17 protein-coding genes and 1 tRNA gene are annotated in these 18,953 nt (G+C 58.9%); 8 read left to right on the top strand and 10 right to left on the bottom strand.

Translation table 11 applies throughout. The features are described 5' to 3' along the window. Positions 1–222 precede the first annotated feature (222 nt). A complete protein-coding gene (locus tag ACI2KS_RS28700) occupies positions 223–1,071 on the top strand; it encodes an HPP family protein (RefSeq protein WP_404624413.1) in 849 nt (282 codons plus the stop codon). A 101-nt stretch (positions 1,072–1,172) separates the two neighbouring features. Here the strand turns inward: ACI2KS_RS28700 and ACI2KS_RS28695 are convergent, their stop codons facing one another. After that, complete coding sequence (locus ACI2KS_RS28695) at positions 1,173–2,036, bottom strand: LysR family transcriptional regulator (protein WP_404624412.1); 864 nt, start codon at positions 2,034–2,036, stop codon at positions 1,173–1,175. Positions 2,037–2,232: 196 nt separating this feature from the next. On the opposite strand from ACI2KS_RS28695, the gene ACI2KS_RS28690 reads away from it, so the two are divergent. Then, complete coding sequence (locus ACI2KS_RS28690; protein ID WP_404624411.1) at positions 2,233–2,505, top strand: hypothetical protein; 273 nt, start codon at positions 2,233–2,235, stop codon at positions 2,503–2,505. 199 nt (positions 2,506–2,704) lie between these two features. On the opposite strand, the gene ACI2KS_RS28685 is transcribed toward ACI2KS_RS28690, so the two are convergent. The 5 genes from ACI2KS_RS28685 to ACI2KS_RS28665 all read right to left on the bottom strand — a co-directional run bounded on the left by ACI2KS_RS28685 (position 2,705) and on the right by ACI2KS_RS28665 (position 10,621). Next, entirely contained in the window at positions 2,705–4,990 is a 2,286-nt protein-coding gene (locus ACI2KS_RS28685; RefSeq protein ID WP_404624410.1) for an Orn/Lys/Arg decarboxylase N-terminal domain-containing protein, read from the bottom strand. Beyond that, complete coding sequence (gene potE / locus ACI2KS_RS28680; RefSeq protein ID WP_404624409.1) at positions 4,987–6,411, bottom strand: putrescine-ornithine antiporter; 1,425 nt, start codon at positions 6,409–6,411, stop codon at positions 4,987–4,989. Before potE ends, ACI2KS_RS28685 begins: the two co-directional genes overlap by 4 nt. Before the next feature lie 396 nt (positions 6,412–6,807). Next, positions 6,808–7,644: a regulatory signaling modulator protein AmpE gene (ampE, locus tag ACI2KS_RS28675; RefSeq protein WP_404624408.1), complete on the bottom strand. Its 837-nt coding sequence runs from the start codon at positions 7,642–7,644 to the stop codon at positions 6,808–6,810. Between the two features lie 16 nt (positions 7,645–7,660). Then, positions 7,661–8,209 carry a 1,6-anhydro-N-acetylmuramyl-L-alanine amidase AmpD gene (gene ampD, locus ACI2KS_RS28670; protein ID WP_404624407.1) on the bottom strand — a complete coding sequence of 183 codons (549 nt, stop codon included), beginning with the start codon at positions 8,207–8,209 and terminating at the stop codon, positions 7,661–7,663. Between the two features lie 177 nt (positions 8,210–8,386). Further along, entirely contained in the window at positions 8,387–10,621 is a 2,235-nt protein-coding gene (locus ACI2KS_RS28665; protein WP_404624406.1) for a DUF1631 domain-containing protein, read from the bottom strand. A 388-nt stretch (positions 10,622–11,009) separates the two neighbouring features. On the opposite strand from ACI2KS_RS28665, the gene nadC reads away from it, so the two are divergent. Further along, positions 11,010–11,858, top strand: a complete 849-nt coding sequence (gene nadC, locus ACI2KS_RS28660; RefSeq protein WP_404624405.1) for a carboxylating nicotinate-nucleotide diphosphorylase — start codon at positions 11,010–11,012, stop codon at positions 11,856–11,858. A gap of 277 nt (positions 11,859–12,135) precedes the next feature. On the opposite strand, the gene ACI2KS_RS28655 is transcribed toward nadC, so the two are convergent. Together ACI2KS_RS28655 and ACI2KS_RS28650 are read right to left on the bottom strand one after the other, a co-directional pair. After that, a tRNA-Thr gene (locus ACI2KS_RS28655) sits at positions 12,136–12,211 on the bottom strand. A 55-nt stretch (positions 12,212–12,266) separates the two neighbouring features. Further along, on the bottom strand, positions 12,267–12,710 hold the full coding sequence (locus tag ACI2KS_RS28650; RefSeq protein WP_404624404.1) for a prepilin-type N-terminal cleavage/methylation domain-containing protein: 444 nt from the start codon (positions 12,708–12,710) through the stop codon (positions 12,267–12,269). Between the two features lie 222 nt (positions 12,711–12,932). Here ACI2KS_RS28650 and pilB point away from each other — a divergent pair, with 222 nt between their 5' ends. From pilB to yacG, 5 genes are read left to right on the top strand one after another with little or no spacing between them, the layout of a single operon-like run. Beyond that, entirely contained in the window at positions 12,933–14,627 is a 1,695-nt protein-coding gene (pilB, locus tag ACI2KS_RS28645; protein WP_404624403.1) for a type IV-A pilus assembly ATPase PilB, read from the top strand. A 2-nt stretch (positions 14,628–14,629) separates the two neighbouring features. After that, positions 14,630–15,847: a type II secretion system F family protein gene (locus ACI2KS_RS28640; protein WP_404624402.1), complete on the top strand. Its 1,218-nt coding sequence runs from the start codon at positions 14,630–14,632 to the stop codon at positions 15,845–15,847. Between the two features lie 2 nt (positions 15,848–15,849). Next, positions 15,850–16,722 (top strand): prepilin peptidase, encoded by an 873-nt coding sequence (locus ACI2KS_RS28635; protein ID WP_404624401.1) that lies wholly within the window; start codon positions 15,850–15,852, stop codon positions 16,720–16,722. Then, positions 16,719–17,339, top strand: a complete 621-nt coding sequence (coaE, locus tag ACI2KS_RS28630) for a dephospho-CoA kinase (protein WP_404624400.1) — start codon at positions 16,719–16,721, stop codon at positions 17,337–17,339. Before ACI2KS_RS28635 ends, coaE begins: the two co-directional genes overlap by 4 nt. Further along, positions 17,339–17,542 carry a DNA gyrase inhibitor YacG gene (yacG, locus tag ACI2KS_RS28625; protein ID WP_369318921.1) on the top strand — a complete coding sequence of 68 codons (204 nt, stop codon included), beginning with the start codon at positions 17,339–17,341 and terminating at the stop codon, positions 17,540–17,542. Before coaE ends, yacG begins: the two co-directional genes overlap by 1 nt. Positions 17,543–17,714: 172 nt before the next feature. Here the strand turns inward: yacG and ACI2KS_RS28620 are convergent, their stop codons facing one another. After that, on the bottom strand, positions 17,715–18,401 hold the full coding sequence (locus ACI2KS_RS28620; RefSeq protein WP_404624399.1) for an energy-coupling factor ABC transporter permease: 687 nt from the start codon (positions 18,399–18,401) through the stop codon (positions 17,715–17,717). A 240-nt stretch (positions 18,402–18,641) separates the two neighbouring features. Continuing rightward, positions 18,642–18,953: isochorismatase family protein (locus ACI2KS_RS28615; protein WP_404624398.1), on the bottom strand; the 312-nt coding region annotated here is incomplete at its 5' end.

Here is an 18,953-nt window from a genome sequence, read left to right as displayed (position 1 = left end):
CGGCGCGATCCATGATTCAACATTATTGAGTTGAAACTGCATTATTTCGAATTTGCCTGCGGGCGGCTTTGTCACCAGAATCGGCGTGCTCTGAAGCGACCGGTAAGCCGCCGCAACGGCTTGCCACTGTCGCTCTGCCCATGAAACACCTGGCACATGCCCCTTGTGCGGGAGCTTAGTCTTCAGGACCAAGCTCCTTTTTTCAGCCCGGAAATGTCTCGTTTGAAAACGCTTTTGCGCAGTTTTATCCCCCACTCCCTCAATACTCATCCTGCCGAATGGTCCCGCGCGGCCCTGGGTGCCTGCCTGGGTATTTTCATCAGTGCGTTGCTGAGCCGCCAGCTGTTCGGCATCGACGTCACCCTGCATCTGCTCGGCCCAGTGGGTGCTTCGGCGGTGCTGCTGTTCGCGGTCTCGACCGGCGCACTGGCCCAACCGTGGTCGATCATCGGCAGCTACCTGATCTCCACACTCGTGGCGTTGCTGTGCATCCACCTGTTCGGCAATACCGTCAGCGCCGCAAGTGTGGCGGTGTGTTCAGCGATCCTGCTCATGTGCGTATGCCGCTGCCTGCATCCACCCGGCGCCGCGGTGGCGATCAGCATCATCACCTCCAGGCAGGAGCTTTCGGCGCTCGGGTTGCAGGTGCTGTTTCCAGTGATGCTCAACGCGGCATGTCTGCTGGTCACGGCGTTGATCTACAACAACCTGACGCTGGTGCGCTATCCACGCCCCCACGCAAAAACATCGTCCGCCACCCAGGCTGTAACGCCCCAGCCCAGCGGTTTCAACAGTCAGGATCTGGACAAGGCGCTGGATGACGTGAGCGCGTTTGTCGATGTGTCGCGGGAGGATCTGCAAACGATCCTGCACAAGACCGAAGCCAACGCCCAGCATCGCAACAGGACCGACATCGACATGGGCCAGATCATCTCGCGCAGTACCCAAAGCCTGTCGCTCGAGCACTCTGTGGCAGACGCGATGAAAATGCTGGCCGGGCATGGCAGCAAATACCTGCCGGTGCTCGACGCCGAGCGCAAGGTGATCGGCATTATCAGTCTGGTCGACTGACAAGGCGCCGGAGAAGCCCGGCCGGGTAGAGCGGCGTTTGCCAGTGGCGGGTGAGATCCCGGCATCGACGACGCCGTGCGCCATAGCGCTGCTACAGGTCGTTAAATCAGCGGATCCCAGCGCTGGGACCAGTCGCCGTTTTCTCTGGCGATCTCACGCAGCAACTCGATTGCCCTCTGCAACGTCGACGAGCGATTGTCCCGCGCATACACCAGATACGTCGGATAGCTGAACTCCGGCGCCAACGGCACACGCTCGACGATTCCGCGGTCCAGGTAGGACTGAACCACCCGAGTGCGAAAGTAGCCGGAGCCGCCATTGTCGAGGATGTACTGCAAGGCGAGCGGGCCGAGGTTGAAGGCCAGCGCCGCCGTGGACTTTTCCGGCATGGCGGCATCGTGTGCCTGACGAAAGGCAGGCCCCCAGTCGATGTAGACGTAGGGCTCGGGCTTGTCGACCACCCGTATCAGAATCAGCTTCTCCTCCAGCAACTCCTCAACCTGCAGCCCCGGCCAATACGCAGGTTGATAAACCAGCGCTGCATCCAGCACGCCACGCTCGACGTCTTTCATCAGCACCTCGCCATCCCTGACCTCCGAATGCAGCGCGTAGTCGGGGAATGTGGTTCTGATCTCACGCACCCAACTGAGCATCAACGGATTGCACAGGCTCATCTCGGCGCCGACACGCAGGACATGGTGATAGCCGTCGGGCAGCGGTAACTCCCGGCGCGCAGCGTCCCAGGTCTGCACCAACTGGTTGGCAAACACCACGAAGGCTTCACCATCGCTGGTCAGCCGGGCGCCGCTGCGATTGCGGACGAACAGCGTGCAGTTGAGGTGGCTTTCGAGCTTCTGCACCCGAGCGGTGATGGCGGTCTGGGTGACGTGCAAGGTGTGCGCAGCGGCCATCAGGCTGCCATGGCGAACGATTTCGAGGAAAGTACGGGCGAGGTCAATATCCATTCGGTACGGCTCGGCTGCTGGTTCCAGGATTGCCGCGCCATGGTAGCGCAGCCGCCCGCCGTTCTGCGGGAAAAGCGCGAGGGATATTCGACGCTAAAACATGCTCCAGCGCTGGCAGAAATCCCGAATCCGCTGTCTCATACAGCAGGTTCGGACATATCACGAGCCACTTACCTACCTTTCTGCGGAAAACACCATGAAACACGCCCTGCTCACCGGTCTGCTCCTGACTGCATTCGCCCTGCCCTTCACGGCCAATGCCAACGACGACAACAGCCTGTGCCAGATGAACCTGAGCAAAGTGCGCGACGCCAAAGTCGCCAAACCCGACCTCAGCGATGCGGTGAAAAGCGACGTCGACACCACCGTCCACCGCGCCGAATCGGCACTGGCGCGGCACAACGAAGATGGCGCAAGGGAATGTGTTTCGTTGACGCAGCAGGCGCTGCAGAAGATTCAGAGTAACTAGATCCTCAGCGCCGCCCTGCTTTTGATTCAGGCCAAAGGCTGTTTAAGCCCAACTTGCTGACGATCTGCCAGAAGGTTTGAGTGGCAGGGTTTTGCTGCCGGTAGCCGGCAGATCGTCAGCAAGCTGGACTCCTACGGCCTTCGGCCAGAATCAAAAACGATTCCGGCCTCTAGCCATCAGACGCCAGACGGCCTGCACATCATTTCAATACCAACATCCGATACACCCCTGCCTCGCTCTCGATGCCATGGGTGTCATGGGTGAACCCCGGGAACGATTTGTCGAAGCTCTCCAATGCCTTGAGATAAGCCAACAGCGGTCCATCGGACGGACCGGCGTTTTCCCCCGGCATCAGCAGTGGAATGCCCGGCGGATACGGCACGATGCCGGTTGCCGCGATGCGTCCGGCCGCCTCCTCCAGCGTCACCTGCTCGACCTCGTTCCTGACCAGTTTCTCGTACGCCTCCACCGGGCTGAATTCAGCCTTGGGCAACGTGCCGAATGCCTGGGACATGGCCGCCGTGGTCTTGGTTTGCTTCATCGCCGCGAAGATTTCCTCGGCCAGATCCTTCAGGCCCATGCCCGCATAGCGCTGCTGGTTGGCCGTCAGCAGATCGGGCAGGCACAGCTCCAGTTCCAGGTTAGTGTCGTAGTCACGCTTGAAGTCGAGCAGCGCATTGACCAGCGTGCCCCATTTGCCTTTGGTGATGCCGATGGAGAACAGGAACAGGATGGTGAAATCGGTGGTTTTCTCGACCACGATGCCCTGGCGCCCCAGATACGCACTGAGCACGCAGGCAGGAATCCCGAAGTCGAGCAGGTTGCCGTCGTCGCCCATGCCGGGGCTGAGGATCGACACCTTGATCGGGTCGAGCATGCAGTAGCCGTCTTCGATGTCGCCAAAGCCGTGCCAGACTTCGTTGGGGTGCAGGACCCAGCAGTTGGGATCGACCTTGAGCCTGCCCGGATCGACTTCGTGGAACGGGATCGCCGTGGCGCCGACCTGTACCGACGGCGGCTGCCAGCAGGAGAAAAACCAGTCGTCGTTGCTCAGCATGTCGCTCTGCATGCGCGAGATGACCTGCCGGAACGCAATGGCCTCTTCGATGGATTCGTTGGTCAGGATGTGCCCGCTGGGCGCTTCCATCATCGCCGAGCTGACATCGCAGGAGGCCATGATCGCGTAGTTGGGCGAGGTCGAGGCATGCATCATGTACGACTCGTTGAAGCGCCCGTGCGGAATCGGGTTGCGCCCGTTGCGCACGTGGATCATCGAGGCCTGGGACAGCGCGGCCAACAGCTTGTGGGTCGACTGCGTGGCGAACACGGTCGGGCGCGATGCATCGTGATCGTCCGGGCTGCCATGCATCGCGAAGCGATCCTTGTACAGCGGGTTGAAGCGCGCGTAGCCATACCAGGCTTCGTCGAAATGCAGGCGGTCGACGCTCTGCCCCAGCAGCTCCTCGACCCGCGTGACGTTGTAGGTCAGGCCGTCGTAAGTGGAGTTGGTGACAATGGCGTGAACCGGCGTCGGATCGATATGACTCTTGACCAGCGGATTGTTGGCGATGGCGGCTTTGACGCCCTCGGCGCTCAGCGTCTGCGGCAGGATCGGGCCAATGATGCCGAAGCGGTTGCGGGTCGGCACCAGGTAGGTCGGAATCGCGCCGGACAGGGTCATCGCATGTTCGGCGGACTTATGGCAGTTGCGGTCACACAGGGCGATCTGGTCGCGGGTAACGCTGGCCATGAGAATGACCCGGTTGGACATCGACGAGCCGTTGGTCACGTAATAGGTACGATGGGCGCCGAACACCTTGGCGGCGTAGCGCTCGCCCTGGCCAATCGGCCCGCTGTGATCGAGCAACGAGCCCAGTTCGCCGACGGAAATCGACAGGTCGGAGCGCAGCAGGTTTTCCCCGAAGAATTCATAGAACGCCCGGCCCGCCGTGCTTTTCAGAAACGCTGTACCGCCCGCGTGCCCCGGGGTATGCCAGGAGTATTCGTAGCTGCGGGCGAACTTTAGCAACGCGCCGAACATCGGTGGCAACACCGCCTGACGGTAGCGCTCGATGGCGGCCATGATCCGCCCGCTCAAGAACCGGCTGGTGTCTTCCGGCAGCCAGATGAAGTCATCGGCGTGCTGCATGACAATCAGCGGCACGTTCGACGCGGTGCTGCGGTCGCTGATCAGAAACACCGGCACACGGGTGTTGCGCTCGCGCAGTGCGGTGAGCAGATCGATGCATTCTTGATGGTCCGGGCTGTCGTCCATTTCCCAGCTCAGCAACACGCACTGGACCGCCGGATCGGTGCTCAGAATCGATTTGGCGTCACTCAGGCTTTCGGAGGTCAAGACGCTGATGGAGCGCTCTTCCACATCAGCGATCAGTTGGATCAGAGCCCGGCCGAACACGCTGCGTTTGTCGGGCTGCTTGCTGACCAGTAACGCCAGCATGCCGAGCAGGTGTCTGTATTCCGTCATGATTGAATCTCCAGTGTGGCCGTGGTCTTGTCATTGAGTGCCAGGTTATTCACCGGGATGGGTTGCCCGATGATGTGCTGCGCCGCGACGGTCTGGGTCGGCACGCTGTTGTTCAGCGCCTCCAGTCTGATCAAGCGGGTATTGACGAAGCCGTACAGGGTGTAGCCGAAGATGGTCGCCACACCGCCGAGCATCAGCGCCTGTTCCCCTGAGCTGTACAGGGCCAGATAGCTGTAGGCGGCGGCGATGTAAGCCACGATGTTGGTAATGAGTGCCTTGTTGGCCGGAACGTTCGAAACCTTTTGCAGGGTCATCAGCGTGGCCATCGACAGGATGTACGGCACCAGATTGGTCACCACCGCCAGATTCACCAGCGTGTCGAACTGTTTGGCCAGGTCAGGGCTGATGGTCAACAACGCCATGGCGGTCTGTATCGCCAGCAGGATCAGCATGCTGATGATCGGTACGCCATGCTTGTTGGCCTTGGCGAAGATCGGCAGAAAGTAACCGGTGTCGGCCGAGCTCTTGAACACCTGTGCGACGGTGAACTGCCAACCCAGCAGCGAGCCGATGCAGGCCAGCACCATCAACCCCATGACGATGTCGCCGATCATTGGCGTGAACATCTTGGCGAACACCAGGCCAAATGGCGCGGTAGAGGACACCAGTTCGGCGTTGTCGACGATGCCGGCGATGACGTTGGTCGACACGATGTAGATCACCGCCGCGCCAAGGGTGCCGCCAAGCACGGCGATGGGCACGTTCTTCTCGGGGTTTTCAACCGCATCGCCGTTGGCACACGCCGATTCCAGGCCCAGAAACGCCCACAGGGTAATCGCCACCGAAGCACCGGCCGCCTCGTACCAGGTCTTGTCGTGCGGGTTCCAGCCGGCTGAATAGATGCTGCTGTCGAACCAGAACCAGCCAACCGTCGACACCAGTACCACCGGGGCAATAACCCCCCAGACGGTCACGGCGCCGATCTTGCCGGTGATGCTCGCCCCGCCGAAGTTGGCGAAGGTGGTAATCCACAACAATGCGATGGTCGCCAGGCCTACTTGCAGGGAGCCCAGTTTTATATCGAATAACGTCTGGATATAACCCACCGCCGTAATACTGATCGCCACGTTGGCAATCAATAGCGACAGGCCATAGGTGTAGTTGGTGATGTAGTTGCCGGATTTGCCGAAGGTGTATTCGGCATAACCGCCCATGCCGCCGGTCTTGCGACTGAGCATGCCGCAGCGGGCGAAGGCATAGGCCAGCGCCAGCGAGCCGGTGGCCGTGATCAGCCAGGAGAGGATGGAAATACCGCCAACTTCCGCAAGCTTGGTAGGCAACAATACGATGCCGGATCCCAACATGTTGACGGCTGTCAACATTGTCAGTTGTCCCACGCTCATTTTCTTTGCGACTGACATTCCGTTGCCTCGGTTGATGAAGTGAGAGGCTTTTAGCTATAGCAAATGTTTCTTACTTAGCAAGGCACGGCAGGCATTTGACTAGCTAGCCAAACGCCATCTTAATAACTTCGAAAGAACGAGCGACTTTATTAAAACCGGACTGAAAACTGCCACTTCGTATGGATGGATGCCCCCTTGATACGCGAGCAGGATAACGCTCGCTAGTCGAAGTCTCTTGATGTAGATCAAGCCACGGGCGAACAGCTGGATATGCGGCGTAGAACCTGTAGGAGCCAGCTGGCTGGCGAAAGCGCTGGGTCAGCAGCGCCTCGATGCCTCTGACCTGACTCATTCGCCAGCCTGCCGGCTGCTACCGATATGCTGGCTTACGAAACGCTGACAACGGCCACGCAATCAGACGAACAACGTGCACAACGCAAACCCGGCGTACCAGACAATCGCGGCGCGGATCAGCAACTCCCAAAGCACGTCCAGACTGCTCACGCCCTCTGCGCCCACCACCGGCGCAGGCACCTCGCCCGCAACGCAGCCAACCCGGGTGATCAGCAGCGACGCGCTGATGTTCCAGTTCAGCAGCTCGCTGAGCATGACCCGACTGACCGCGACAAAGTTGCCCACAAGGGCAAAGCTCGCCGCCAGCAGACGCACCGGTACCCAGTCAAAGGCATGCCGCAATTGCGTGGCACGTTCGCTCAATGCCGGGGTTTTGCCATGTTCGGAGGCCAGTGCCAACAGGCGGTAGGCCAGCGCCGCCACAGGTCCCAGTACGAAATACCAGAAGATCACCGCAAAAAAACCCTGATAAACCTGCCACAGCAGGTACGTCTGCACACCGCCCAGCAGTTGCTCCTCATTGTCGGCCTCAACCCCCAGGTCACGATCGGCGACCAGTACCGCGGCTTCCTGATCACCACGTCGGCAGGCATCGCGGAAAGAGCCAAGATTAGCCTTGATGTTGCCGCGCCCCAGGCTGTAGACCAACACCAGCAGATGAATCGGCAGCGCCAGCCAGCCATAGGCCACCGAGCTGACAATCCACAGCACCAGCGCCAGCACCAACAGCGGCAACAACACCGTCAGGGTCAGAATCCACCACGCACGCTTTGCCGTGCGCGGGTTGGACTCAAGCCGTCCGAGCTGATTCAGCCACGGCCCATCGCGCTGAACACGCTGGCGCAGGGCGGAGAATTTCTCGATCCACACGGCCAACAGCAACACCAGAAAACTCATTACCTGCTCCTTTGATTCAATCCTGCAAAGCCAACCGAAAGCGTGCCCAGTCAAAGCATGGACCCGGATCGGTCTTGCGTCCCGGGGCAACGTCGCTGTGACCGCATATGCGCTGTGTGGTGATCGCCGGCCACGCCGATTGCAGCTGGCGGGTCAGCGTGCTCAGCGCCTGGTACTGAGCGTCGGTGAACGGCTGGTCATCGGTGCCCTCAAGCTCAATACCGATGGAGAAGTCATTGCACGTCTCACGGCCTTCAAATACCGACACCCCGGCATGCCAGGCGCGGTCCAGACAGGAGACGAACTGCGTCAGCTCGCCATCACGTTCGATCAGAAAATGCGCAGAAACCCGCAGCTCGGCGATGCTTTCGAAATACGGGTGCTCGGTGACATCCAGACGGTTCTGGAAAAACGCCTGAACCTTGCCGGTCTTGAACTGCGCGGGAGGCAGGCTGATGTTATGGATCACCAGCAGCGAAATCTCGGCTTCAGGGCGAGCATTGAAATTGGGTGAGGGGCAATGGCGCGCGCCGTGGCACCAGCCCGTGGCAGGGTCCAATCGCATGGAAAGTCCTTAGAGCATCAATCGACAGCGGCCAGTATGCCCGCGATGGGAAAGGATGTGGGGCGCGAATGCTGTGCTTGCTGCTGCGAGCAGCGGCCTGCAGTGCGCGTGGCCGGGGCTGGCGTCCGGGGGACCTTTTGCGCGGCAAACCGGGCTGGCACAGGAAATTTGTCCGGGTCAGCCTTTGAGCTTGCGCAGATTTCCGAGCACCGACTCCAGCGCCCGATCAAACAGCAGCGAATCGTCCAATACGCGGATGGTGCCCCGACGAAATTCCACGGCCAGGCCCATGCGGGTTTTTTCCAGCACCTTCATGCCGGTACGGTTGACGAACACATAGCGCCCGCTCGGCTCGACAATCGCCGCCAGCTTGCAGCGCAACTTGTGGTCTTCGTCTTCCTGGATCTCGACCCAGCTGCCCATGCGCAGGGTATCGACCTGCATCAAGCCTTCATCGTCTTCGGGCAGGTGCAGCGAGGGTTCGCTGAGCACTTGTTCGCCCGGCGCGACCAGCACGATCTCTTCGACCACGGCCATCATCGAGGTACCGTTGACCGACTCGCCAACGGTAGTCTCGGCATCGGCCTCGCGTGCCACATGGTTAAAAGCCTGCACGTGCAGCGCTTCGAGCTGGCTGAAGAATTCGCTGGTGGCAAACGGATCGAACGCCGCACTGCTCAGACCGTCACGCAGCGACTTGAGCAGCCCCGGCACCAGTTCCAGCAGACGCTGACGCGCATCCGGCTCGTCATGGGACTCGACGCTCCAGATCAGCTCATCCATCGCTTGCAGGCCGGCCTTCCACTCGCCGGATTGCTCGCCATGCTTGAGACAGGTCAGCAGCAGCACCTTGCTCCACGCCTCCTGCAGCAGGCGCACCACGACCTCGGGCAGGGTCTTGCCCAGCAGCCGATCATTGAGCGCCTGCTGCACGCGCTGACGCGCAAGCTCAGCCAGTGCGCGGCCTTCCTCGGCATCACGGGTACGCTGCTCGAGCAGCTCGCTGCGGCGGCGCTCGTCGCTGGTAAAGGCCAGGAAATCCACCAGCAGCTCGGTGAAAATCGCCGGGTCGTCGACGAAGTCATGCAGCAAGCGTTGCACGATCTGATCGATACGGGTGTACAGCGAATCGCGCTGGCTGTCGTCACGCCCGCCCCAACCCAAGGCCGCCGATGCGATCTCGTTGAGCAGACGCCGCGCCGGGTGACTGCCACGGCTGAAGAAGCTCTTGTCGATGACCGCGACCTTGAGCATCGGAATCTGCAAGCGGCCAATCAATGCGCGCAGGGAAGCCGGTAGATTGCGGTCGTCGAGGATGAACTCGAACAGCATCGAAATCAGGTTGATCACGTCCTCGTCCATGGTGCCGACGACGCGGAACTTGCCGCTACGCGCACTCACCCGGCCGATCAATTGCTCCAGCTGCGCGCGCAGATCGAAATCATCCGGCGTCTCGGCCCGCGGCACGTATTGCTGCAGATGAGACAGCAGACGCAACAGGTCGGCGCTGGAAATCGCCCTGGCCTCAACGGCGTTATCAGGGCGCGGCGTCAGGTTGCCGCGCACATGCACCAACAGCTCCTGCAAGGCGCCAAACACTTCCTGCACGCTGGTATCGAGCTTCTCGGCGGCCTGCACCAGCGCAGCGTTGTCGGCACGCAGGGCTTCAGCCGAGGGCGCCGGGGCAGCGGAGCGATCAGTCGAACGACGCGATGGCAGGACCTTGAGCTCGGGCAACACGCCAGCGGATATCAGCAACTGGTTGGCTTCTTCGTACAGCTCATCGGCATTGGTCAGCGCGTATTTTTCGAAGAGCTTGAGGATGATCAGCTTGACCTTGATCTCGACACCCAGATTGCGACCTGCCTGCAGGAAAAAATCGCACAGCAGCGTGGGGCCCAACGGGTTGGTCTGGTCGGTCAGCGGCTGCGGGATCAGCTCGTTCAAGCGCGTGGTCAACTGACTCAGCGCAACACCGTCGCGGTTGACGACCTTGGTCACCATGGCATCGACGGCCACCGTGCGCTCCAGGTCATCGTTGTGGACCAGCGCGAGTTTGTCGAAGGAAACGGGTTCGGCGAGGATCGGCTCAGCGATCTCATACTGACCGAGGCGCAGAAACGCCTCGAAGAATTTATCCAGGAAATTGCGCTCGATGCTCTTTCGCTTGAGCCGCAGATCGCGCATGGCCTCGAAGAAAATATTCTGCTCGGCGTTGTTGTGCGCCCGGTCAGCCATTTCGAACAAGGTGTCGTCGGCGTTATCGAACAGCGTCTGCAGGCTCTCCTTGAGCTGCTGCGCGGCCTTGTCACGCACCTGCAACAAAACGACGGGCAGCCGAGCGACAGGCGAAGATCCCGGTTGGTCCGGGCCCGTCTTGCTCAAGGGCACCACTTTACTGTCGTTCTGCATCAAGCACTCCTCTCATCCACCATCACTCGCAACAACCACTGCAACAGCCAAACCTGATCGCAAACAGAGGATCGACCTCTACTTGAACGGCGTTCGATTTTGTAGTCCCTGGGTGTACAGGCGGAACGTCAAAGCCATGACGTCAAATACAAGGCGAATTATGTTTCAAATATCGTCCGCTCGCCAGCGGACTCTTCGTCTCGATTGGAATAATAGGAGTCGACGAAGCGGCACGTGCACCGATAGACCGCGAAAATCGCATTCTGTCGCACAAGCGGTAAAAAAACCGACAGAGTGCAGCAGATGCACGCGTTTGAGCGGTGCAATGCGGGTGGGTTGGTACAGCCACCTGCCTTATACTCCGGCCACTTAGTAAGTGGAGTTCGATATGCCGAATCTATGTCTTGCCGCGCTGACTGCAGAAATCGAAGCCAACGTGCGCCGTGCGTTGCTTGAAGACGTTGGCAGTGGCGACATCACCGCACAACTGATCCCGGCAGAGCGTCTGGCCCGCGCCACGGTAATTTCCCGCGACGACGCAGTGATCGCCGGTACCGCCTGGGTCGACAGTGTCTTTCGCCAGCTGGACCAGCGCGTCGCAGTGCACTGGCAGGTCGCCGACGGCCAGCGGGTCAAACCCAACCAGCCGTTGTTCCACCTGGAAGGCCCGGCCCGCTCCCTGCTCACCGGCGAGCGCAGCGCACTGAACTTCCTGCAGCTGCTATCGGGCGTGGCCACCCGCGCGCAGCGTTACGCCGACATGGTCTCCGACACCCAGGTCAAGCTGCTCGACACCCGCAAAACCCTCCCCGGCCTGCGCCTGGCACAAAAATACGCCGTCACCTGCGGCGGCTGCCATAACCATCGCATCGGCCTGTTCGACGCCTTCCTGATCAAGGAAAACCACATCGCAGCCTGCGGCGGCATCGCCCAGGCCATCACCGCCGCGCACAAGATCGCGCCCGGCAAACCGGTGGAAGTCGAAGTCGAAAGCCTGGACGAACTGCAACAAGCCCTCGACGGCGGCGCCGACATCATCATGCTCGACGAACTTAGCATGGACGACATGCGCCAAGCCGTGCGCCTCACCGCCGGCCGCGCCAAACTCGAAGCCAGCGGCGGCGTCACCGACGCGACATTGCGCAGCATTGCCGAAACCGGAGTGGACTACATCTCGATTGGCACCTTGACCAAAGACGTGAAGGCGGTGGATCTGTCGATGCGGTTGAGTGTTTGAGGACCTTTCCCTGAAAGGAATGAGCTAGCCCGCGATCGCACCTGTAGGAGTGAGCTTGCTCGCGATTGCACCTGTAGGAGTGAGCTTGCTCGCGATTGCACCTGTAGGAGTGAGCTTGCTCGCGATTTCACCTGTAGGAGTGAGCTTGCTCGCGATTTCATTCTGTCAGGCGCGAACATGAGCCTGACACACCGCCATCGCCAGCAAGCTCACTTCTACGTTCAGCAGCGCTTGAAACGAAAAAGCCCGGTCGCGAGGACCGGGCTTTTTGTGTTTCTGGTGCCGAAAATAGGAATCGAACCTACGACCTTCGCGTTACGAGTGCGCTGCTCTACCGACTGAGCTATTTCGGCATAGGAAAGATCTTAAGCCGGCGCTATACCGAAGTCAGGCCTTTCCGTCGACCGATTAAGGCGCGCAACCACCCTGACCTTTTTTCAGACCACGGCTCACATCACAAATAGTGCCTGATTCAACCCACTTGATGTTGGCATCTCCTGCCGCGAATGTAGGAGTGTGGATAACGGTCAGCTTCACGCCAGCAGCTGTTGTAGCGGTACTGGTGGCAGTAATCGCACCGGCTGCGGAAACCGCCAAGCCGGTTGCGTTTGCGGTGTCAACGGCAGCTGGAACGCCACCGGTGCCGCCGGCGCCACAGGCAGTCAAAGATCCGGTTTCCTGAGCGCAGAGGCTAACAGCGTTTTGGTAGGCGCTGATATCGGAAATTGTGGCGGATGCCTTCGCACGCGACGTGTAATCGCTGTATTGCGGAATGGCCACTGCAGCCAAGATGCCGATGATCGCTACCACGATCATCAGTTCGATCAACGTAAAACCTTTTTGTGCATTCATTATCAACTACTCCAGGCGTCAAAGGATTTGCCTTGCTAAGAGCACAGCACAGAACGTGCCAAAATTTTATTTACGAAAACAGGATAAGACGCGGCAAGAGCCTTCTTTAGGCCGTTCCCGAATCTGCAGAAACTGACATTTTTTGTCACGTGGCGGTTGGGGCATTTGGCAGCAAAGCCCGACTACGCTATAAACCAACCACTGTCTGCGTTTGGTGGCTTTATGACTGATGTTGTACTCACTGGTTTGGCTAAGCAGCTTGTCGTGGCTGAACTACTCAATGAAAAAACTGCGCAGCAGGCTTACCAACAGGCACGCCGTGACAAGGTTTCGCTGGTCAGCTATCTGGTCCAGAACAAAATAGTAAACAGCTTGGTGCTTGCCGAAATGGCGTCCGAGCAATTTGGGCTGCCGTTTCTTGACCTGAGCACGCTTGAGAAGGAAAGCCAGCCTAAAGGGCTGGTCAGCGAAAAACTCGTTCGCCAGCATTCCGCCATGCCACTGTGGCGCCGTGGCAACAAATTGTTCGTCGGCGTTTCGGACCCAACGAATCATCAAGCGATCACCGACATTCAGTTCAGCACTGGCCTAAACACGGAAGCGATCCTTGTAGAAGACGACAAACTCAGTGTGGCCATCGACAAGCTGTTCGACACCCACGGAGGCCTCAGTGAGATGGCCGATGTCGATCTCAGTCTCGAGATAGTGTCCGCAGCCGAAAGCAAGGAAGCAACGCTGGATGAAGTGGATTCGGAAGACGCCCCTGTCGTTCGATTCGTCAATAAAATGCTAATGGATGCGATTCGCTTGGGCTCCTCGGATCTACATTTCGAGCCCTATGAAAAAACATTCCGCGTACGACTGCGCACCGACGGTATTCTTCATGAGGTCGCCAAGCCGCCAACACAGCTTTCTGGACGCATAGCGGCCCGGTTGAAGGTGATGGCAGGACTGGACATTTCAGAGCGACGAAAACCTCAAGACGGCCGAATCAAACTTCGTATCTCCAAAACACGCGCGATTGATTTTCGAGTCAATACCTTACCCACCCTGTGGGGCGAGAAGATTGTCATGCGGATCCTCGACCCTACCAGCGCACAGATGGGTATCGATGCCCTAGGCTATGAGCCGGAGCAAAAAGAACTGTACCTGCAGGCACTTCGGCAACCACAAGGGATGATTCTCGTCACCGGCCCAACTGGCTCCGGCAAAACCGTTTCCCTGTACACAGGCCTTAATATCCTCAATACCGTGGACATCAACATTTCCACTGCCGAAGATCCCGTCGAGATCAACCTGGAAGGTATTAACCAGGTCAACGTAAACCCAAGACAAGGCATGGACTTCTCACAAGCGCTTCGTGCATTTTTGCGTCAGGACCCTGACGTGATCATGGTAGGCGAGATCCGTGACCTGGAGACAGCCGAGATCGCCATCAAGGCCTCGCAGACCGGCCACATGGTCTTATCAACGCTCCACACCAACAGCGCAGCGGAAACCCTAACCCGCTTGCACCATATGGGCATCGCCGCATTCAACATTGCAACTGCTATCAACCTGATCATTGCTCAACGGCTTGCGCGCAAATTATGTCCGCATTGCAAGAAGGAAATCGACGTACCCCGCGAGACACTGTTGGCGGAAGGCTTCCCGGAAGACAAAATCGGCACGTTCAGCTTGTACTCTCCAGCAGGTTGCGAACACTGCAACGGAGGATATAAAGGCCGCGTGGGTATCTACGAAGTGGTGAAAAACACCCCAGCTCTTGAAAGAATCATTATGGAAGAGGGCAACTCCATTGAAATTTCCGCACAAATGCGAAGGGACGGGTTTAATGACCTTCGCACCTCGGGCCTGATGAAGGCCATGCAAGGGTTGACGAGTCTTGAGGAAATCAACCGGGTGACCAAGGACTGAACATGGCGACCAAAGTAGTAAAGGCCAGCGTTTACACTTGGGAGGGCCTTGACAAGAAAGGTACCAAGATAACCGGAGAGCTGTCTGGACATAATCCGGCCCTAATCAAGGCCCAATTACGCAAGCAAGGAATAAACCCGACTAAAGTCAGAAAAAAAACGATCTCGATTTTCGGCGCGGGCAAAAAGATCAAACCGTTGGACATTGCCTTCTTCAGCCGGCAAATGGCGACGATGATGAAAGCGGGCGTACCATTGCTTCAATCCTTCGACATCATAAGCGAGGGCTCCGACAATCCAAACATGCGCAAATTGGTCGACGATCTAAAGCAAGACGTTGCAGCTGGCAATAGTTTTGCTACGGCGCTGAGGAGAAAACCACAATATTTCGACGACCTCTTCTGCAATCTCGTAGATGCGGGCGAGCAAGCAGGCGCTCTGGAGTCTCTGCTGGACCGAGTTGCAACCTACAAAGAAAAAACCGAGCAACTCAAAGCCAAAATCAAAAAAGCGATGACCTATCCGATTGCGGTGATGATCGTGGCATTTATTGTCACCGGCATTCTTCTGATTAAGGTCGTCCCACAATTTCAAGCCATTTTCACCAGCTTCGGCGCGGACCTGCCAGCTTTTACGAAAATGGTCGTTGCGCTTTCTCAGTTCGTTCAGGACAGTTGGTACTACATCCTCGCAGGTCTGTTTGTAGTCATGTTCCTTTTTCGACGTGCATATAAGACCTCTGAGAAGTTTCGCGACTGGATGGATAAACTCTTGCTCAAACTGCCTGTCATTGGTCCGCTCACCTATAAATCTGCTGTAGCCCGTTACGCTCGGACGTTGGCGACCACGTTCGCGGCGGGCGTGCCTTTGGTGGAAGCATTAGACTCAGTAGCCGGCGCAACGGGCAATGTTGTATTCAGAAACGCCGTTAACAAAGTGAAGCAGGACGTCTCGACAGGCATGCAGCTGAACTTCTCAATGCGTAGCACGGGGGTGTTCCCGATGCTCGCCGTCCAGATGACCTCCATCGGAGAAGAGTCCGGCGCATTGGATACAATGCTGGACAAGGTCGCAACCTACTATGAGGATGAGGTCGACAACATGGTCGACAGCCTTACCAGCCTCATGGAACCCATGATTATGGCTGTGCTTGGTGTAATTGTAGGCGGTCTTGTTCTGGCCATGTACCTCCCCATATTCCAGCTCGGAAACGTCGTCTAACCATGCCCCTCCTCGACCTTCTGGCCAGCTCCCCGCTGGCCTTCGTTTTATGCTCGCTGGTTCTGGGGCTGCTGGTAGGTAGTTTCCTCAACGTGGTGGTTTATCGCCTGCCAAAAATGATGATCCGCGACTGGAAGATCCAGGCTCGCGAGGTGCTGGAACTCCCAGCCGAACCGCAAACCGAGACCTTCAACCTGATCCTCCCCCATTCCCGCTGCCCGCACTGCGCGCACAAGATTCGCGCGTGGGAGAACTTGCCGGTGGTGAGTTATCTGTTGCTGGGTGGCAAGTGTTCGAGTTGCAAGGCGCCGATCAGCAAACGGTATCCGTTGGTGGAACTGGTCTGTGGCTTGATGTCGGCGTTCATTGCCTGGCATTTCGGCTTCGGCTGGCAGGCCGGCGCTGTGCTGGTGTTGAGTTGGGGCCTGTTGGCGATGAGTCTGATTGACGCCGATCATCAGCTGTTACCGGATGCGATCGTGCTGCCTCTGCTGTGGCTGGGGCTGATCGTCAATGGGTTCGGGCTGTTCGCTTCGCTGACGGATGCCCTGCGGGGCGCGGTGTTCGGTTATCTGGTGTTGTGGGTGGTGTTCTGGCTGTTCAAGCTGATCACCGGTAAGGAAGGCATGGGTTACGGCGACTTCAAGCTGCTGGCGATGCTCGGGGCTTGGGGTGGCTGGCAGATTCTGCCGTTGACGATTCTGTTGTCATCGATTGTCGGTGCGGTGTTGGGCCTGATTCTGTTGCGTTTGCGCAATGTCGAGACCAGTACACCGATTCCCTTCGGTCCCTATTTGGCCATCGCGGGCTGGATCGCATTGCTCTGGGGTGATCAAATAACCACCTCGTATTTGCAGATCGCCGGTTTCAGATGACTTCTCACGCAGCAACCCCGTGGATCCTCGGCCTTACCGGGGGCATCGGCAGTGGCAAGAGCGCGGCGGCGCAGTGCTTCGTCGACCTGGGCGTGCATCTGGTGGATGCCGATAATGCCGCTCGCTGGGTCGTCGAGCCGGGGCGCCCTGCCCTGGCGCAGATCGCTGAACGGTTTGGCGCGGGGGTGTTGCAGGCTGACGGCACGCTGAACCGCGCAGCGTTGCGCGAGCTGATTTTCAAGGACCCGCCGCAGCGACTCTGGCTCGAAGGCCTGTTGCATCCGCTGATTCGCGAGGAGATCACACAGTACCTGGCGCGCGCGCAGTCACCCTACGCGATTCTGGTATCGCCGCTGTTGCTGGAAACCACCCAGCATCAGATGGTCAAGCGAGTGCTGGTAATCGACGTGCCGGAGGCAGTCCAGATCCAGCGTACGGTGCTGCGCGACAAGACCAACGAGGAGCAGGTGCGGGCGATTCTCAAGGCGCAGGCCACTCGCCAGGAGCGTCTGAACCGAGCCGATGACGTGATCATCAATGACCGCGATCCGGCGTGGCTGAAAAGCGAAGTCGAGCGACTGCATCACTTTTATCTAACTTTGCGTGGAGGCCAATGATGAGCCAACCAATGACCGTCGATTGCCCAACCTGCGGAGCCCCTGTGGAATGGAAACCGGAAAGCAAGTTCCGGCCGTTCTGCTCGGACCGTTGCAAACTGATCGACCTGGGCGCCTGGGCGTCGGAGGAACACGCGATTCCGGTGGCGCCGGACGCTGAGGATGAGTTGTTCTCGGGCGATTTCGATCCAAGGCAGCATTGATTACCGATTTTTGTCCGCAGGGCGATCTGCCGCGCAGCAGCACTCAGATACGCTTTACCTGATACGGCCGATGCGCCTGGTCTGCTGCCGGTTCCCGGCAGATCGTCAGCGAGCTGGACGCCCACGGCCTGCGGCCAGAATCAATGGCATTCAAAACAGTAACAACATCCCGTCAAGCGTCGCCATCCTCCTTCCAGGGCGCCGCCAGGTAACGCGTGCGGTTGAAGGTTTCCAGCCACTCGGGGCAAAACACCACCAGCGCGGTGACGATCATCCCGTTGATGAACGCCTCGGGGAAGATGATCAGCCACAGGTAGCCGACGAAATCCCCCAGCCACTCGGGCATGGCAAACAGTCCGTCATGCCACAGCAAGCCCATCGCGACCAGCAGACAGATCAGCGCCGCCAGGGCAGCGGCAAAAAAACCCGAGCAAAAAATGTAGGTGAACGGGTTCTTCGGTTGGGCGCGCTCGACGACCAGTGAGCAGGCTTCGGTGATCAGCACCGGCATCACCACCAACAGCACCCCGTTGACCCCCAGCGAAGCCAGGTCCTGACGCCCCATCGCCAGCATGCCCAGCTGTGCGATCAAACCGCCGATAATCGCCAGCGGCCAGTCCAGCAGCAGCGTCACGGCGGTCATGCCCAGAAAGTGGTAGGACACGCCGGTATCGAAATCGCGACGCATCAGCCACAGCAGGAATAACGCAAAGACAGTGCCGAAGAATAGGTGCTGGCGTCGACTGTCGGTGAACAACTCAACCCAGGGACAGCGCCAGAGCGCCCACACCAGCATCGGCACGTACAGCAGCCAGGCGAGGGTCATGGTGTGCGGGGTAAGGACTTGGGCGCCGATCATGGTGGTGGTTTTTGGCGGTGAGGTATGAGTGGAGTCTAGACCTCCGGAGGCCAGCCATTGGTCATCATTCGCCCGATGAAGCCTATTGACCGAGCACATGGAAAACCCCTGTAGCCGCACGGCTTGCCGGCGGTGGCGTCGTTGAGATCGCTACCGCCGGCAAGCCGTGCTGCTACAGGGGTTGAGCTGCGTGAGGGGGTTAACCCCCTGCGAGCGGGGTTAATCCAGCGTTGCGTAGGGTTAACCCAGCTTACGCTGCGGCGCGCCGTGGACCATGGTGTAGGCGTAGTCGACGCCCATGCCGTAGGCACCGCTGTGTTCCAGTACCAGTTCCATCACTGCTTCGTAGGTCTCTTTGTGAGCCCAGTCGCGCTGGAATTCGAGCAGCACTTGTTGCCAGGTCACAGGCACGGCGCCGGCTTGAATCATCCGCTGCACCGACATGTCGTGGGCTTCTTTGGTGGTGCCGCCGGAGGCGTCGGTGACGATGTACACCTCGTAGCCTTCCGCCAGTGCATCGAGGGTCGGGAAGTTCAGGCAGACCTCGGTCCA

This window comes from Pseudomonas sp. NPDC087358 (assembly GCF_044900785.1).
In the GTDB taxonomy this organism is placed as follows: domain Bacteria; phylum Pseudomonadota; class Gammaproteobacteria; order Pseudomonadales; family Pseudomonadaceae; genus Aquipseudomonas.
This window is presented reverse-complemented; position numbering and strand designations above follow the sequence as displayed.

Excerpts from the sequence above, each read along its gene's own strand:
- ACI2KS_RS28695 (WP_404624412.1), bottom strand. The coding sequence starts at position 2,036 with ATGGATATTGACCTCGCCCGTACTTTCCTCGAAATCGTTCGCCATGGC.
- ACI2KS_RS28690 (WP_404624411.1), top strand. The coding sequence starts at position 2,233 with ATGAAACACGCCCTGCTCACCGGTCTGCTCCTGACTGCATTCGCCCTG.
- ACI2KS_RS28685 (WP_404624410.1), bottom strand. The coding sequence starts at position 4,990 with ATGACGGAATACAGACACCTGCTCGGCATGCTGGCGTTACTGGTCAGC.
- potE (WP_404624409.1), bottom strand. The coding sequence starts at position 6,411 with ATGTCAGTCGCAAAGAAAATGAGCGTGGGACAACTGACAATGTTGACA.
- ampE (WP_404624408.1), bottom strand. The coding sequence starts at position 7,644 with ATGAGTTTTCTGGTGTTGCTGTTGGCCGTGTGGATCGAGAAATTCTCC.
- ampD (WP_404624407.1), bottom strand. The coding sequence starts at position 8,209 with ATGCGATTGGACCCTGCCACGGGCTGGTGCCACGGCGCGCGCCATTGC.
- ACI2KS_RS28665 (WP_404624406.1), bottom strand. The coding sequence starts at position 10,621 with ATGCAGAACGACAGTAAAGTGGTGCCCTTGAGCAAGACGGGCCCGGAC.
- nadC (WP_404624405.1), top strand. The coding sequence starts at position 11,010 with ATGCCGAATCTATGTCTTGCCGCGCTGACTGCAGAAATCGAAGCCAAC.
- ACI2KS_RS28650 (WP_404624404.1), bottom strand. The coding sequence starts at position 12,710 with ATGAATGCACAAAAAGGTTTTACGTTGATCGAACTGATGATCGTGGTA.
- pilB (WP_404624403.1), top strand. The coding sequence starts at position 12,933 with ATGACTGATGTTGTACTCACTGGTTTGGCTAAGCAGCTTGTCGTGGCT.
- ACI2KS_RS28640 (WP_404624402.1), top strand. The coding sequence starts at position 14,630 with ATGGCGACCAAAGTAGTAAAGGCCAGCGTTTACACTTGGGAGGGCCTT.
- ACI2KS_RS28635 (WP_404624401.1), top strand. The coding sequence starts at position 15,850 with ATGCCCCTCCTCGACCTTCTGGCCAGCTCCCCGCTGGCCTTCGTTTTA.
- coaE (WP_404624400.1), top strand. The coding sequence starts at position 16,719 with ATGACTTCTCACGCAGCAACCCCGTGGATCCTCGGCCTTACCGGGGGC.
- yacG (WP_369318921.1), top strand. The coding sequence starts at position 17,339 with ATGAGCCAACCAATGACCGTCGATTGCCCAACCTGCGGAGCCCCTGTG.
- ACI2KS_RS28620 (WP_404624399.1), bottom strand. The coding sequence starts at position 18,401 with ATGATCGGCGCCCAAGTCCTTACCCCGCACACCATGACCCTCGCCTGG.